Origin of the sequence: Paractinoplanes rishiriensis (assembly GCF_016862375.1) — a bacterium.
In the GTDB taxonomy this organism is placed as follows: Bacteria; Actinomycetota; Actinomycetes; order Mycobacteriales; family Micromonosporaceae; genus Actinoplanes; species Actinoplanes rishiriensis.
The window spans coordinates 1-13,709 of the sequence record NZ_BOMV01000057.1; the positions used below are offsets into that span (position 1 = coordinate 1).

At 72.7% G+C, this 13,709-nt stretch carries 13 protein-coding genes and 1 pseudogene; 7 read left to right on the plus strand and 7 right to left on the minus strand.

The genetic code is table 11. The features are described from left to right. Positions 1 to 106: 106 nt before the first annotated feature. From Ari01nite_RS24475 to Ari01nite_RS24490, 4 genes are all read left to right on the plus strand, one after another. Entirely contained in the window at positions 107 to 295 is a 189-nt protein-coding gene (locus Ari01nite_RS24475) for a hypothetical protein (RefSeq protein WP_203784407.1), read from the plus strand. 188 nt (positions 296 to 483) lie between these two features. Beyond that, the gene (locus Ari01nite_RS24480) at positions 484 to 1,524 is read left to right on the plus strand and encodes a chemotaxis protein CheB (RefSeq protein ID WP_203784408.1); all 1,041 of its coding nucleotides are present in this window, start codon (positions 484 to 486) and stop codon (positions 1,522 to 1,524) included. A gap of 33 nt (positions 1,525 to 1,557) precedes the next feature. Further along, positions 1,558 to 3,420, plus strand: coding sequence for a CheR family methyltransferase (locus Ari01nite_RS24485; RefSeq protein ID WP_203784410.1), 1,863 nt, complete (start codon positions 1,558 to 1,560; stop codon positions 3,418 to 3,420). 49 nt (positions 3,421 to 3,469) lie between these two features. Next, positions 3,470 to 4,189: an ATP-binding protein gene (locus tag Ari01nite_RS24490; RefSeq protein WP_203784412.1), complete on the plus strand. Its 720-nt coding sequence runs from the start codon at positions 3,470 to 3,472 to the stop codon at positions 4,187 to 4,189. Here Ari01nite_RS24490 and Ari01nite_RS24495 read toward each other — a convergent pair. Next, the gene (locus Ari01nite_RS24495; RefSeq protein ID WP_239162990.1) at positions 4,186 to 5,310 is read right to left on the minus strand and encodes a SigB/SigF/SigG family RNA polymerase sigma factor; all 1,125 of its coding nucleotides are present in this window, start codon (positions 5,308 to 5,310) and stop codon (positions 4,186 to 4,188) included. The genes Ari01nite_RS24490 and Ari01nite_RS24495 overlap by 4 nt on opposite strands. A gap of 170 nt (positions 5,311 to 5,480) precedes the next feature. Between Ari01nite_RS24495 and Ari01nite_RS50005 the strand changes: the two are divergent. The 3 genes and pseudogenes from Ari01nite_RS50005 to Ari01nite_RS24505 all read left to right on the plus strand — a co-directional run. Beyond that, positions 5,481 to 5,648 (plus strand): annotated as a pseudogene (locus Ari01nite_RS50005) (radical SAM protein); the annotation flags it as partial. A gap of 71 nt (positions 5,649 to 5,719) precedes the next feature. After that, positions 5,720 to 5,875, plus strand: coding sequence for a hypothetical protein (locus tag Ari01nite_RS50010; RefSeq protein WP_239163036.1), 156 nt, complete (start codon positions 5,720 to 5,722; stop codon positions 5,873 to 5,875). 163 nt (positions 5,876 to 6,038) lie between these two features. Beyond that, positions 6,039 to 8,009, plus strand: coding sequence for a SpoIIE family protein phosphatase (locus tag Ari01nite_RS24505; protein WP_239162991.1), 1,971 nt, complete (start codon positions 6,039 to 6,041; stop codon positions 8,007 to 8,009). A gap of 48 nt (positions 8,010 to 8,057) precedes the next feature. Here the strand turns inward: Ari01nite_RS24505 and Ari01nite_RS24510 are convergent, their stop codons facing one another. The 6 genes from Ari01nite_RS24510 to Ari01nite_RS24535 form a co-directional block, all read right to left on the minus strand. After that, positions 8,058 to 8,984, minus strand: a complete 927-nt coding sequence (locus Ari01nite_RS24510) for an AraC family transcriptional regulator (protein WP_203784416.1) — start codon at positions 8,982 to 8,984, stop codon at positions 8,058 to 8,060. A gap of 84 nt (positions 8,985 to 9,068) precedes the next feature. Then, the gene (locus tag Ari01nite_RS24515; RefSeq protein ID WP_203784418.1) at positions 9,069 to 10,262 is read right to left on the minus strand and encodes a sensor histidine kinase; all 1,194 of its coding nucleotides are present in this window, start codon (positions 10,260 to 10,262) and stop codon (positions 9,069 to 9,071) included. After that, positions 10,259 to 10,936 carry a response regulator transcription factor gene (locus Ari01nite_RS24520; protein ID WP_203784420.1) on the minus strand — a complete coding sequence of 226 codons (678 nt, stop codon included), beginning with the start codon at positions 10,934 to 10,936 and terminating at the stop codon, positions 10,259 to 10,261. Before Ari01nite_RS24520 ends, Ari01nite_RS24515 begins: the two co-directional genes overlap by 4 nt. A gap of 7 nt (positions 10,937 to 10,943) precedes the next feature. Continuing rightward, positions 10,944 to 11,789, minus strand: a complete 846-nt coding sequence (locus tag Ari01nite_RS24525; RefSeq protein WP_438872224.1) for a S1C family serine protease — start codon at positions 11,787 to 11,789, stop codon at positions 10,944 to 10,946. A gap of 11 nt (positions 11,790 to 11,800) precedes the next feature. Continuing rightward, positions 11,801 to 12,751: a VWA domain-containing protein gene (locus tag Ari01nite_RS24530; RefSeq protein WP_203784422.1), complete on the minus strand. Its 951-nt coding sequence runs from the start codon at positions 12,749 to 12,751 to the stop codon at positions 11,801 to 11,803. After that, positions 12,748 to 13,707 carry a DUF58 domain-containing protein gene (locus Ari01nite_RS24535; RefSeq protein ID WP_203784792.1) on the minus strand — a complete coding sequence of 320 codons (960 nt, stop codon included), beginning with the start codon at positions 13,705 to 13,707 and terminating at the stop codon, positions 12,748 to 12,750. The genes Ari01nite_RS24530 and Ari01nite_RS24535 overlap by 4 nt, the downstream gene beginning before the upstream one ends. Between the last annotated feature and the right edge of the window lie 2 nt (positions 13,708 to 13,709).

A 13,709-nucleotide genomic window follows, 5' to 3' on the forward strand; every position in this document is an offset into this window, starting at 1 on the left:
GCACGGGGTGGGCTCGGCACGGTGCCGCGCCCACCCCGGATCTTTGCGACCATGGAGGCCAATGGTCCGGGATCGGAGTCCTGTCGTCGCGACGGAGGTGATCGAGATGATGGCTGCGGTGGCGGTCCTCCTCGGCGCGCTGATCGGCGCCGTGGGCGGCGTCGTGTGGGCGTGGGTCGCGTCCGATGGCTACGAGGCCAACGACTCGATGATCGGCACCGGCTTTCTGGGCGCGCTCGCCGGCGCCCTCGCCGGTGCCCTGGTGGTCACGCTGAGGCGCCGGCAGCGTCGGTGACGTCCCCGCCGCCCGGCCCGGAGGCCGGGCGTTCCGAACTGGACGGCGCGATGGCCCGGCTGCGTGTCGGCCACACTGGCGGCCGGCGAGCCCGGCGCCTTCCGGAGCGCGGAGAACGCCCGGGTGACCGGATACTTCTCCAGCTCGGCCTGGAAGCCTGAGACCCCAGGTGCGAGTAGGCTCGCGGCATGGCCCAGCATCGGGACGTGGTCGCGGTCGGGGCGTCGGCCGGTGGCGTCGAAGCACTCCGGGCGCTCGTCGGCGGGCTGCCCGCCGACTATCCGGGCGCGGTGCTCGTGGTGCTGCATGTGCCCCGGGACGCCCCGAGTGCCCTGCCGGCCATCCTGTCCCGCAGCGGTCCGCTGCCGGCCACGTCCGCCGTCGACGGTGAACGCCTGCTGCCCGGCCGGATCTACGTCGCGCCCAACGACCACCACCTGCTGGTGCTGGACGGACACGTCCGGCTGACCCGCGGACCGGCCGAGAACGGCCACCGGCCGGCCATCGACCCGCTGTTCCGCTCGGTGGCCCGGGCGTTCGGCCCGCGGGCGATCGGGGTGGTGCTGTCCGGCTCGCGCGACGACGGCGCGGCCGGGCTGACCAGCATCGTCCGGCGCGGGGGCGCCGCACTGGTCCAGGATCCGGCGGATGCGCTCTATCCGTGGATGCCGCGGGCCGCACTGGCCCAGGTCCGTTCCGACCATGTCGAACCTGCCGCCAAGCTCGGCGGCCTGATCGCCGGGATCACCGCCATGGAACTGCCCGACCACGTTCCCACCACTGATGAGGACGCCCTGCTCGATGCCGAGGTGAGCATGTCCGAGCTGGGTCCGCTCACGTCCGACGAGCTGGCGGTGCCGCCGGCCGGCTACGGCTGTCCGTCCTGCGGCGGCGCGTTGTTCCAGGTCACCGACGACCCGGTGCCGCGGTACCGCTGCCGGGTGGGGCACGCCTGGTCGCCGGAGAGCCTGCTCGACGAGCAGGCGATCGCGTTGGAGGGCGCGCTGTGGATGGCGCTGCGGGCCCTCGAGGAAAAATCGGCGCTCAGCCGGCGGATGGCCGCGACCCAGGGCCCGCAACACCGGTCCAGCGGTGCCCGGTTCCGGGAAATGGCCGCCGACGCCGAGACGGCCGGCGAGGCGATCCGGCGGCTGATCGCCCAGCTGGGTTCGGCGGTACCGCCGAACGATCCGGGCGAGTCCGCTGCCGCGGCATCCGAGCTGCGCTAACGTCACCGGCCAGTGACGCGACCGGAAGGCCTCATGCAACCGACCGACCCCCACTTCGAAGCGCTGCTCACCTATCTCAAGGAGGCGCGCGGCTTCGACTTCACCGGCTACAAGCGATCGAGCCTCATGCGCCGGGTCAACCGCCGGATGAGCCAGATCGACGTGTCGGACTATGCGGACTACCTGGACTTCCTCCAGGTGCACCCGGATGAGTTCACGGCGCTGTTCAACACCATCCTGATCAACGTGACCGCGTTCTTCCGCGACACCGACGCCTGGGACTACCTGCGCGCCGAGGTGCTGGGCCCGCTGGTGGCGGCCAAGCCGGCCGAGTCGGTGATCCGGATCTGGTGCGCCGGCTGCGCCTCCGGCGAGGAGGCGTACACGCTGGCGATGGCCATGGCCGAGGTCCTCGGGCCGGACGTGTTCCGGGACCGGGTCAAGATCTACGCGACCGACGTGGACGAGGAGCAGCTCAACGAGGCGCGCCAGGCGACCTACGGTGACCGGGAGATGCAGGCGGTGCCGCCCGAGCTCCAGGAGCGCTACTTCGAGGCGGCCGGCGGCCGGTTCACGTTCCGCAAGGACCTGCGCCGTTCGGTGATCTTCGGCCGCAACGACCTGGTGCAGGATGCGCCGATCTCCCGGATCGACCTGCTGACCTGCCGCAACACGCTGATGTACTTCAACGCCGAGACGCAGGCCAAGATCCTCAACCGGTTCCACTTCGCCCTCAACGAGGGCGGTGTGCTGTTCCTCGGCAAGGCCGAGATGCTGCTCAGCCACAGCAACCTGTTCGCGCCCATGGACCTCAAGCGCCGGGTGTTCCGCCGGGCGATGCGGCCCACCCCGCCGCCCGGCGGGTTGCCGGCCGGTCCGCCGTCGCTGGTCGTCGCCCCGGTGACCCACCTCGACCAGCTACGCAGCGAGGCGTTCGCGGCCAACCCGCTGGCCCAGCTGGTGCTCACCTCGGACGGCCTGGTCGCGATCACGAACCGGCAGCTGGAGAAGGTCTTCGGCGTGTCCTCCCGGGACATCGGCCGCCCGTTCCGCGACCTCGACCTGTCCTACCGGCCGGTCGAACTGCGCCGGCACATCGAACAGGCCCAGGTCGAACGCCGTACGGTCCGGATCTCCGACGTCGAGTGGAGCCGCAGCGGCGGCGACCTCATCCACATCGAGGTCCAGCTCAGCCCGCTGACCGCCGCCGACGGCAGCCTGCTGGGTGTCAACGTCATCTTCCACGACGTCAGCGCCGCGCGCCGGCTCCAGGACGACCTCGAGCACGCCAACCAGCAGCTCGAGGCGGCCTACGAGGAGCTCCAGTCGACCAACGAGGAGCTGGAGACCACGAACGAGGAACTGCAGTCGACCGTCGAGGAGCTGGAGACCACCAACGAGGAGCTGCAGTCGACCAACGAGGAACTGGAGACGATGAACGAGGAGCTCCAGTCGACCAACGACGAGCTGCAGAGCATCAACGACCAGCTCCGGGTCAGCACCAACCAGCTGGACGAGGCTAACTCCTTCCTCGAGGCGGTACTCACCAGCCTCCAGGCCGGCGTCGCCGTCGTCGACCATGACCTGCGGATCCGGATGTGGAACCGGCGCGCCGAGGATCTCTGGGGGCTGCGCTCCGAGGAGGCGGTCGGCCAGCACCTGCTCAACCTCGACATCGGGCTGCCGTTCGAGAAACTGCGCCCGCTGCTGCGCTCCGCGCTGACCGGCGAGGCGGGTGAGGCCGACGTGGACGCGGTCAACCGGCGCGGCCGGGCCGTGCTGGTGCGGGTGTCGTGCGCCCCACTCGGTGGCCGGGACGGTGGAGGGGCCGCCGACGAGGGTGCCATCATTGCCATGGAAGCCACCGAGTCGATCGGCCGGCCGGAGCGCGTTTGAGCTGGCCCGAAACGGGGAATCGGCGGCGTCAGAGAGGCGGGCACCGGACATGGCGATCAGGTATGTGGTTTCGGACCACGATGCCGGTCTGCACGTGGCCCTGAGCGGCCAGCTGGAGCTCGCCGACGTCGGACGCCTGCGGTTGCGCCTGTTCAAGTGCCTCGCCGAGCAGCCCGACGCGGTCTTCGTCGATATCGCCGGCCTGACCGTCAGCCAGCCGCTGGCGCTCACGGTTTTTGCCGTCGTGGCCCGCCAGGCGGCCCGGTGGCCCGGCACGCCGGTGGTGCTGTGCGGGCCGACCGCACCCACCCGGACGATGTTGGCCGAGGCGCCGTACCGCCGGCTGGCGGTGTTCCCCGACGTCGAAGCGGCCGCGGCCGACGTGGGGTCCTTCCGGCGCAGCCTGCCCTCACTGTCCGACGAGCTGCTGCCGATGACCGGGGCGGTCCGGCAGGCGCGCAACGTGGCCACCGAGGCGTGCCTGCGCTGGGAGCTTCCACACCTGATCGCGCCGGCCAGCCTGATCGCCGACGAGTTGGTCAGCAACGTGTCCGACCACGCCAACACGATGGCGACGCTGCGGCTGGCGCTCCGGCCCCGCTATCTGACGGTCGCCGTGCAGGACGGATCCCAGGCCCCGCCGGTCATCGCGCCCGGACCGGCCGCCGGCCGGGGCCGGGGCTTGCTGCTGGTGGAGGCTAGCGCGCACAGCTGGGGCTGGATGCCGACCGAGGGCGGCAAGGTCGTCTGGGCGTCCCTCTCCGTTTAGAACGAGGTGCCGAGCCCGGACACGTCGAGGATGTGACGGACGTACGGCTGGACGCCGGCGAGCCGCATGCGTACTCCGGCCCGCTCGGCGGCCGTAACGCCGTCGTGCAGGACGGCGACGCCGGCCGCGTCCACCAGGGCGACCCCCGACAGGTCGACGGTGAGCTGCTGCGGCCGGGCCGCGACGGCCTGCCGCAGGGCGGCCCGCAGCCGGCGCGCCGAGTCGCGGTCGATCTCGCCACGGCAGCGGAGGGTCAGCACGCCGTTTGTGCCGCGGCTGGTGATGTCCAGGCCGGCCAATTCGTGCGCGGCGCTCGCGCCGGTCCAGCGCGGCACCTCGTCGCTCAGCATCGCCTCGCGGAGCCAGGCCAGTGCGCGGGCCAACAGCCGGGAGACCTGCATCTGGGAGATGCCGAACGTGGCGGCGATCTCCGACTGGCTCTGGTTGCCCTGGAACCGCATGGCCAGCATCTGCCGTTCCCGGGCCGGTAGCCGCTGCAGCAGGCCGGCCACGGTGACCCGGTCGTCCACCAGTTCGAGCGCCGGGTCGGTGCCGCCGAGCAGGTCGCCGAGCTCGATCGTCTGCTCGCTGCCGTTGACCGGGGAGTTCAGCGACATCGGTGAGTAACCGCCGCCGGAGACCATGGCGTCGGCCACCTCGTCCTCGTTCACCCCGAGCCGCTCGGCGATCTCGGTGATGGTCGGCGTGTGCGGCCGCTCGGCGGTGAGCTCCTCGGTCGTCCGGCGGACCGCCAGATGCAGGTCCTTGACGTGCCGCGGCACGTGCATCGCCCAGGCACGGTCCCGGAAGTGGCGCTTGATCTCGCCGCGGATGGTGACCACGGCGTACGCGGTGAACGACCCCCGGTCGGGCTCGAAGCGGACGATCGCCTTGATCAATCCGAGGCGTGCCACCTGTTCCAGGTCGTCCAACGGCTCGCCGCGTCCGCGGAAGCGACGGGCGAGCCGGCCGGCCATCGGCAGGCACGCACCGACGAATGCATCACGCAGGGCGGCGCGATCACCGTCCGGGGCGCTGAAATACCGATCCGCATAGACTGCCGCGACCGCGTCGAGATCCTCGAGCGGCTCCGCAACAGCTGACCCACGGTCGTCCGGCATCGGCAGGAGCATCCCTTCGGCTTCAGTATTGCGCTGTCGTCGGGTCCCGGTCGGAATTCACCCTGCCAACCTGGGCCTCCACGGGCCCTACCCGTCTCGACACTGGTGCAAACCATCGGGATCGGCCAGTTTGCCGCACCGAAGGGCGGGAAGGCGGGCCCGGCCTGGCGGTGCGCCGCGGCATCCGGGTCGGCTTCAACGCCAACGCCACCCTGCTCAGCCGGCGCCGAGCCGAGGAACTGGTGGCCGCCGGCGTGGACTGGCTGCACGTCTCGATCGACGGCGCGACGCCCGGCGTGTACGCGGCGATCCGGGGCGCCTCCCTCGACCGGGTGCTGGCCAACCTGGCCGGCCTGGTCGCGCGAAGCGGGCGGCCGGCAGCGCCACGCCGTGAATCAGGGTGGTGTTCGTGGCGAGGCGCGACCTCGGCGTGGACGGATTGCGGGTGCAGAACCTGTCGCGCACCTTCGACGACACCGACCCGGCCGGTGCGTACGACGGCATCCGCCAGTTCACCGCCCGGCAGGCACTGTGGACCGGCACCGGCATCGTCCAGCCGTGCTGAATGGTGATGGGAGCCCTACCGCGAGTTCCGGCGCCGGCTCGCCGGCAACGATCCGCCCGAGGTGTGCCGGGACTGCTCGCTCTACCGCCACAGGCCGGACCCGCGGGCCGCCGGTCGTGCGCGTCGCGCTGCGCACCGGCGGCGAATGCGGTAAGCCTGGAAGGTGGGATACGCGAGGGGCGACGACGCCGGCGCGCGGGTGGGTGAGACCGGGATCGTTCGGGACCGGTTCGACGCGTTGAGCGTGATGGTCGCCTGCTACCACGGCCCGGAGCTACGGGTGGTCGCCGCCAACGCGGCCTTCCGGTCGTTCGCCGGCAGCGAAACGGTGCTGGGGCGCAGCTTCGACGAGCTCTTCGCGGGGCTCGCCGCGCAGCGGCTCAGCCCGGTGATGGCGAGCGTCTTCGCCACCGGCGAGCCGCAGACCGGGCGGGAGTGGCGGGTCCAGGTCGGCGGCGGGCGGGAGTTCTACCTGGACTTCGTCATCGAGCCCTACCGCGACGTCGGCGGCACGATCGTCGGTATCACCGGCATCGGCATCGACGTGACCGGCGAGGTCCAGCGCCGGCAGACCGCGCAGGACCGGGCCGTGGACGCCGAGCTGCGCTACGCGCACGCCCGCGATGTGATCACCGCTCTGCAGCGACAGTTGCTGCCGCAGGGACTGCCGGTGCTGCCCGCGCTGCGGATCGCGGGCAGCTACCTGCTGGCCGACGCGGACGACGCCGCGGGCGGCGACTGGTTCGACGCGGTCCCGCTGACCGGCGGCCGGGTCGCGCTGGCGGTGGGCGACGTGGTGGGGCACGGCGTGGCCGCGTCCGCGGCGATGGGGCAGCTGCGCGCGGTGCTGCAGGACCGGCTCGACGAGGCCGGCGACCTGATGGTCGCGATCCGGGCGGCGGACCGGATGGCTCGCCGGGTGCCGGCCGCGCACGCCGCGACGGTCTGCGTGGTCGTGCTGGACCCTGCGGACGGCACGCTGACCTGGTGTTCGGCCGGGCACCCGCCGCCGCTGCTGGTCGGCGCGGACAGCACCCGGTTCCTGCCGGTGTCCGGGTCCGGGCCGCTGGGCACCGGCGCCGGCTACACCACCGCGACCGATCGGCTGCAGCCCGGCGAGGCGGTGCTGCTCTACAGTGACGGCATCATCGAGCGGCCCGGGCGCGAGCCGGCCGCGGCCACGGTCGAGTTGTCCCAGGTCGCCGCGGACGCGTTCGCCGGGCGGATCTTCAACAGCGCCGGCCTCACCCCGGCCGACCGGATCTGCCTGCACACGCTGGAACTGCTGGTGCGCCAGACCGGGCACACCGACGACATCACCCTGCTGGCCGCGCAACGCCGGGCGCCGGCGCCGCCGCTGCGGCTGGGCGGTCCCGGCACCACCCTGACCGCCCGCGCCACCCGCTCCGCCGTGGACGCGTGGCTGACCGTGCAGGAGACGCGCCAGGAGGACCGGGTCGCGCTCACCCACGCGGTGACCGAACTGGTCACCAACGCCCTCACCCACGGCCGGCCGGACACCGGCCCGGGCACGGTCACGGTCACCGCCGAACTGCGCGACGACGGCGAGGCCCAGCTCAGCGTCGCGGACGACGGCCGATGGCGGGAGCCGAGCCGGCCGGCCGGCGACCCGGCCGGCGCGGATCACGGGCTGGGGCTGGCGATGGCCGCGGCCTTCACCGACCACCTGGACATCGACCGCGGGGCGGCCGGCACCACGGTCACGGTCCGTCGCCGGCTGTCCCGGCCGGCCCGGCTGCTCACCGGAGACGAGATCAGCGTCGGCGTCCGCGGCGCACCGGACGAGGCGGCGAGCCTGATGCTCGTCCTCGACCAGCCGAACGCGCCCAGCAACCGGATCGCGATCCACGGGCCGCTCGACGCGAGCAACGTCGAGGAACTGGGTGTTGAGCTCGACCGGCGCACCCTGGGTGGCACCCACGAGTTGATCGTCGACCTTACCGCGGTCACCCACCTGTCCAGCGCCGCCGTCGCCGAGCTGTACCGCAGCGGGCCGCGCGGCAGCGACCGGCACTACCCGTTGCAGCTGTACGCGTCCGCCGGCAGCACTGCCCATCATGTGCTCGGCCTGGTCGGCCTGCCGCACACCACCCGCGACCCGCACGACGGCTGATCATCGACTGCCCAGATCATCGACTGCCCAGATCATCGACTGCCCAGATCATCGACTGCCCAGTGTCGCCGACGGCGAGCAGCCGTACGTGGCGTGATACATCGCGGTGAAGCGACTGTGGCTGCTGAATCCCCAGCGGGCCGCCACCTCGCTCACCGAGCCGGTGGCCGGGTCGGCACCGAGCAGCTCGCGGTGCGCGTGGGCGAGGCGAACCCGGCGCAGGTGGGTCATCGGGGTGGTGTCGAGATGGCGGCGGAAGGACAGCTGCAGGGCGCGGACCGTGACGTGCGCGGCGCCGGCGATCGCGCCGAGGTCGATGTCGCGGTGCGCGTTGGTGTCGATGAAGTCCACCGCCTCGTGCAGCGTGACCGGCCGCCGGTCGTCGGGCGGCGGCGGCCGGACACCGTTGTGCGGGAAGGTGGTCAGGGCGACCGCCGCGAGCATCCGGGCCAGCGAGTCGGCCACCATCGGGTCGCCGGCAGCGCCCGGCTGGTCGACCAGGGCAGCGTGCACGTAGTCGTAGGTGGTCCGCCACGAGGCCGCGGCCTCGGCGGACACCGGCCGCCCGCCGGTGAAGCGCAGCGGGCGCGGAGGGCGGCCGACGATCTCACCGACCAGCTCCGGGTCGAGCAACGCCAGCCGCAGGTCGGGACGGTGCAGGACGGCCCGGTACTGCTGTCCGGGCTGGCCGGCCAGGAAGACCTCGCCGGCCCGGTGCCGGCAGTCCTGCGGGCCGCTCCGGCAGATCACCTCGCCGTCGTTCACCAGCGCCACCGCGTACGCGCTCAGCGGCCCGCCCACCTCCAGGCCCAGCCGGCCGGCGATCCGGAGCAGCTGGATCGGACCCAGGTCGCACCGGCTGACCCGGACGGGCTCCCGGCTGTCGCCGGACACCCGCAGCAGGAAGGCTCCGCAGGAGTCACGGAGGAACCGGCGGACGTCGTCCCTGTCCGTGGTTTCCAACACGATCGCCATTTCGATCTCCCCGCGTTCGTGGCGCACCGGCAAAATGCCCCCGCGTTCCCGCGTACGGCGAATCGAAACATTGGATTTTGCGCCTCAGCGCACCGGGTTGATCGACGGCGGCGGCCGGTCGTCGCGGCGGTCGACGGCCGGCAGCCACAGCACGAAGGTGCTGCCCTCGCCGAGCGTCGAGAAGACGGCCACCTGGCCGTGGTGCGACTCGACGATCTGCCGGACGATGGCCAGCCCCAGACCGGTGCGGCGTTCCCGGGCGGTGCCGTTGCCGTTGCGGCCGCGCCAGAACCGGTCGAACACCCGCGGCAGGTCGTCCGGCGTGATGCCCGGCCCCTGATCGGTGACGGCCAGCCACAACCAGGAGCCGGTACGCCCCGTGGACACGGTGACCGTCGAGCTCGTCGGCGCCAGCCGTACGGCGTTGGACAGAAGGTTGCCCACCGCCCGGCGCAAGGCATCCGCGTCGCCGATCAGACGCAGCGCATCTGCGGTGTCATAGGTCAGGCGCAGCGGCCGGTCCGGCAGGAACGACTCCTCGCCGGCCTCCCGGGCCACCGCGCTCAGGTCGAGGTCGGTGTCGGTCAGCGCGTCGGCGTCCCGGCGGGCGGTGGCCAGCAGGTCCTCGACCAGCCGGGACATCCGGGTGGTGGCCCGGTCGACGGTGGCGACGGCGCGGCGGCGTTCGTCCTCGGTGGCCTCCGGCGAGTTGAGGGTGGCGTCCAGATGGGTCCGGATGATCGCCAGCGGGCTGCGCAGCTCGTGCGAGGCGTCGTCGATCAGCTGGCGCTGGGCGTTGAACGCGTGGTTGAGCCGGTCCAGCATGCTGTCGATGGTGTCGGCCAGGTCGCGCAACTCGTCGCGCGGCCCGCGCAGGTGGATGCGGCGGCTCAGGTCGGTGGCCTGGATGTCGCGCGCGGTGCGGGTGATGGCGCCGACCGGCCGCAGCACCCGGCCGGACAGCACCCAGCCGATCGCCAGGCTGGCCAGGAAGAGGGCGGGCAGGGCGATGAGAGCGTACGTGCGAAGGTCCTGGAGGGTGTTGAAGTTGACGGCAGCCTCGATCTGCCGGACGTCCGCCACCGTCATGGTGCCGACGAACTGGCGGTTGTCGTTGTAGACCTTCGCGGTGCGCTCGGTGATCGGCTGCGGCGAGGTGGCCTGGTCGACCGCGAAGTAGGTGACCGCGAGCGTGAGGCCGGCCAGCGCGAACAGCAGGGTGGAATAGATGACGGTGAGCCGGAAGCGGATCGACCGGAACAGCTCGGGGAGTCTCACGGCGCCGCCTCGGTCAGCCGGTAGCCGCGCCCGATCACCGTCTCGATCGAGCCCTCGCCGAGCTTGCGGCGCAACGTGCCGACGGTGACCCGGACGGTCTGGGTGAACGGGTCGGCGTTCGCGTCCCAGACGTGTTCGAGCAGTTCCTCGCTGGACACCACGTGCCCGGGCCGGGTCATCAGGTATTCCAGGACGCCGAACTCCTTGGGCGTCAGCGTCAGCGGCACCCCGCCGAGGGCGGCGGTGTGCCGGGCGGTGTCGAGCACGATCAGCCCCACGGTCAGCGTCGCGGTGGCGCCGCCGGTGTCCCGGCGCAGCAGCGCCCGCACCCGGGCCAGCAGTTCGGCCAGGTGGAACGGTTTGACCAGGTAGTCGTCGGCGCCGCCGTCCAGGCCGCGCACCCGGTCGTCGAGGCCGCCGCGGGCGGTGAGCATGAGCACGCGCACGTCGCCCGGGGTGTCCAGTTCGCCGTTGCGCAGCGATCGGCACAGCGTGAACCCGTCACCGTCCGGCAGATTCACATCCAGGAGCATGAGGTCGTACGCGTTGACGCTGAGCCGTTCGTGCGCCTGCGCCGCGTCGCCGGCCACGTCCACCGCGTACCCGGTGCGCGCCAGCCCCACCCGCAGGCCCTCGGCCAGGTCTTCCTCGTCCTCCACCACGAGCAGCCTCATCTGTCGACTATCCACGGCCGATGAGGGTGGTGGCCACCTGCTGGGCCCGGTCGATGGGTACGGCGAAGCCGATCCCGATCGAGCCGCCGCCGTCCAGCGAGGCGATCGCGGTGTTCACGCCGACCACCTCGCCGCGCGCGTTCACCAGCGGGCCGCCCGAGTTGCCGGGGTTGATCGAGGCGTCGGTCTGCACGGCGGACTGCCGGGCGCCGCCGCCGAGCCGCACCTGCCGGTCGACGGCGCTGACGATGCCCGCGGTCACCGTCCCGGACAGGCCGAGCGGGGACCCGAGGGCCAGCACCGGCTCGCCGACCTGCACCGTGCTCAGGTCGGCGCGGCCCAGTGGTTGCAGCGCGGCGGACGGGGTGACCCGCAGGACGGCGATGTCGTTGCTCGGGTCCGAGCCGATGACCTGGGCGCTGAGGCGGCGGCCGTCCGAGCCGACGATGCTGACGGCGCCGCCGGATCCGCCCGCTATCACGTGGTGGTTGGTGACGATGTGGCCGCGGTCGTCGAACACGAAGCCCGAGCCGGAGGCGGCGCCCTGGCCGGAGCGGACCTGCACCGAGACGACGCCGGGTAGGGCGCGGGCGGCGGCACCTACCAGGTCGCCGGCCGGGCCCGCCGGCGCGGGTTCTGTCGTCGGCTCCGCAGCCCGTCCCGCGACATATCCGGCAGCACCCCCGGTGCTGGCCGAGACGCCGACGACCACCATGCCGGCCGCGACCGCGAGCAGTGGCCATTGGCGCCGCTTCGGGGGTATGTTTCCGACTTCTTCCGATGTGCGCTGCTCGATGCCGGGTGCCACAAACTCCGGCCCCCGCGGCGTACCGCCCAATCCTTGAATTATCACGATTTCTCCCTCTAAGGCAGGCGCGCGAACCAGAACAGCGACGCCACCGCGGCCAGCACCGCCAGCAGCAGGCCGATCCCGATGAACCGGGCCGAGACGTCCTGGGTCTCCGTCTCAAAACCGACCGAACTGCCGATGTCCGCGTACGCGGCCCGCAGTTCGTCGGTGTTCCCGGCCTCGAAGTAGTTGCCGCCGGTGGCATCCGCGACGGACCGCAGGGTCTGGCCGTCGACCGGCACCGGCTGGCCACCCTGGATGATCCCGGCCGCGGTGCCGAACGAGATCGCGTCGACCGGCACGCCCAGGTCGGTGGCCAGCCGCGCGGCCTGGACCGGGTCCTGGCCGGAGGTGTTGGCGCCGTCCGAGAGCACCACCACCCGGGCGGGCGGCACGTCGCCGCCGGCCTGCGCGTCAAGCGTACGAATCGAATCGAGCGACGTGGCGATGGCGTCCCCGATGGCCGTGCCGGCCTGGCCGGCCGCGCCCTCGACGAGCCGGTCGATGCCGGCGTCCACCGCGGCCCGGTCGGTCACCGGCGGCACGAACACCGAGGCCGATCCGGCGAACCCGACCAGGCCCACGTTGAACTGCTCGGGCAGCCCGGCCACGAACTCGCGGGCCGCCGCCTTGGCCGCGGTGAGCCGGTCCGGGCCCACGTCGTCGGCCAGCATCGAGCGGGACACGTCGACCGCGACCAGCACGGTGGCGCGTTCCCGGGGCACCTGCACCTCGGCCTGCGGCCGGGCGAACCCGACCACCAGCAGGCCGAGCATGGCCAGGAAGAGCCCGGCCGGCACGTGCCGGCGCCAGCCCGGCCGCTTCGGCGCGACCCGGTCCAGCAGCTTGAGATTGGTGAAGCGGACGGCGTAGCGGCTGCGCCGGCGCTGGGCGAGCACGTAGCCCACGGCCAGCGCGGCGACCGCGGCCAGCAGCCAGAGGCGTTCCGGGGAAAGCCAGCTCATCCAGTGCCTCCTGCGTTCATCGGCTTGTGTGTGGCCTGTCCCAAACGGCGTTGCGCGTGGACGTGCCGGACGATGTCGGCGACCCAGTCGCGGTCGGTGCGCAGCGTCAGGTGCCCGGCGCCGGCCCGCCGGATCGCCGCGGCAATGGTCGTCTGCTGCTGCCGGGCCGCGGCGGCGTAGCGCTCGCGCAGCTTGCGGCTGGCGGTGTGCACCTCGCGGCGCCGGCCGGTCTCCGGGTCGATCAGGGCGAGCAGCCCGACATCCGGCAGTTCCTGCTCGCGCGGGTCGCCGACCTGCACGGCCAGCACCTGGTGCCGGGCCACGAGCCGGCGCAGCGGCTGCTCCCAGGCCGGTTCGGCGGGTCCGAGGCCGTCCTGGTCGAGCCCGTCCAGGAAGTCCGAGACCACGACGGCCAGCCCGCGCCGGGGCTCCGACCGGCTCACCCCGTCGATCGCGCCGGCCAGCGAGGTGGCCGGCGGCTCGGCCGACTGCCGGGGCACGGCCAGCAGCGTCCGCAGCACGCCCAGCAGGTGGGTGCGCCCGCCGCGCGCCGGGAAGCGCCGGATCCCGTCCGAGGTGAGCAGGTGCGCGCCGAGGCGATTGCCGGTCCCGGTGGTGAGGAAGCCGACCGCGGCCGCCGCGGCCGTGGCCAGTTCCCGCTTCTCGAACTCGGCGGTGCCGAAGTCCATGCTCGCGGTCGCGTCCACCAGCACCCAGGTGGACAACTCCCGGTCGGCGTCGTCGGTGCGGACGTGCGGCACGGTGGTGCGGGCGGTCACCGACCAGTCCATCCGGCGCACCTGGTCCTCGCCCGGCCGGTACTCGCGGCTGCCGGCCGGCTCGCTGCCGAGACCGGGCAGCAGCCCGAGGTGCGAGCCGTGCAGCAGGCCGTCCAGCCGGCGCGTGATGACCAGTTCCAATCTTTTCAGTTTTCGTTCCGGGGCCAGTTCGTTCATCG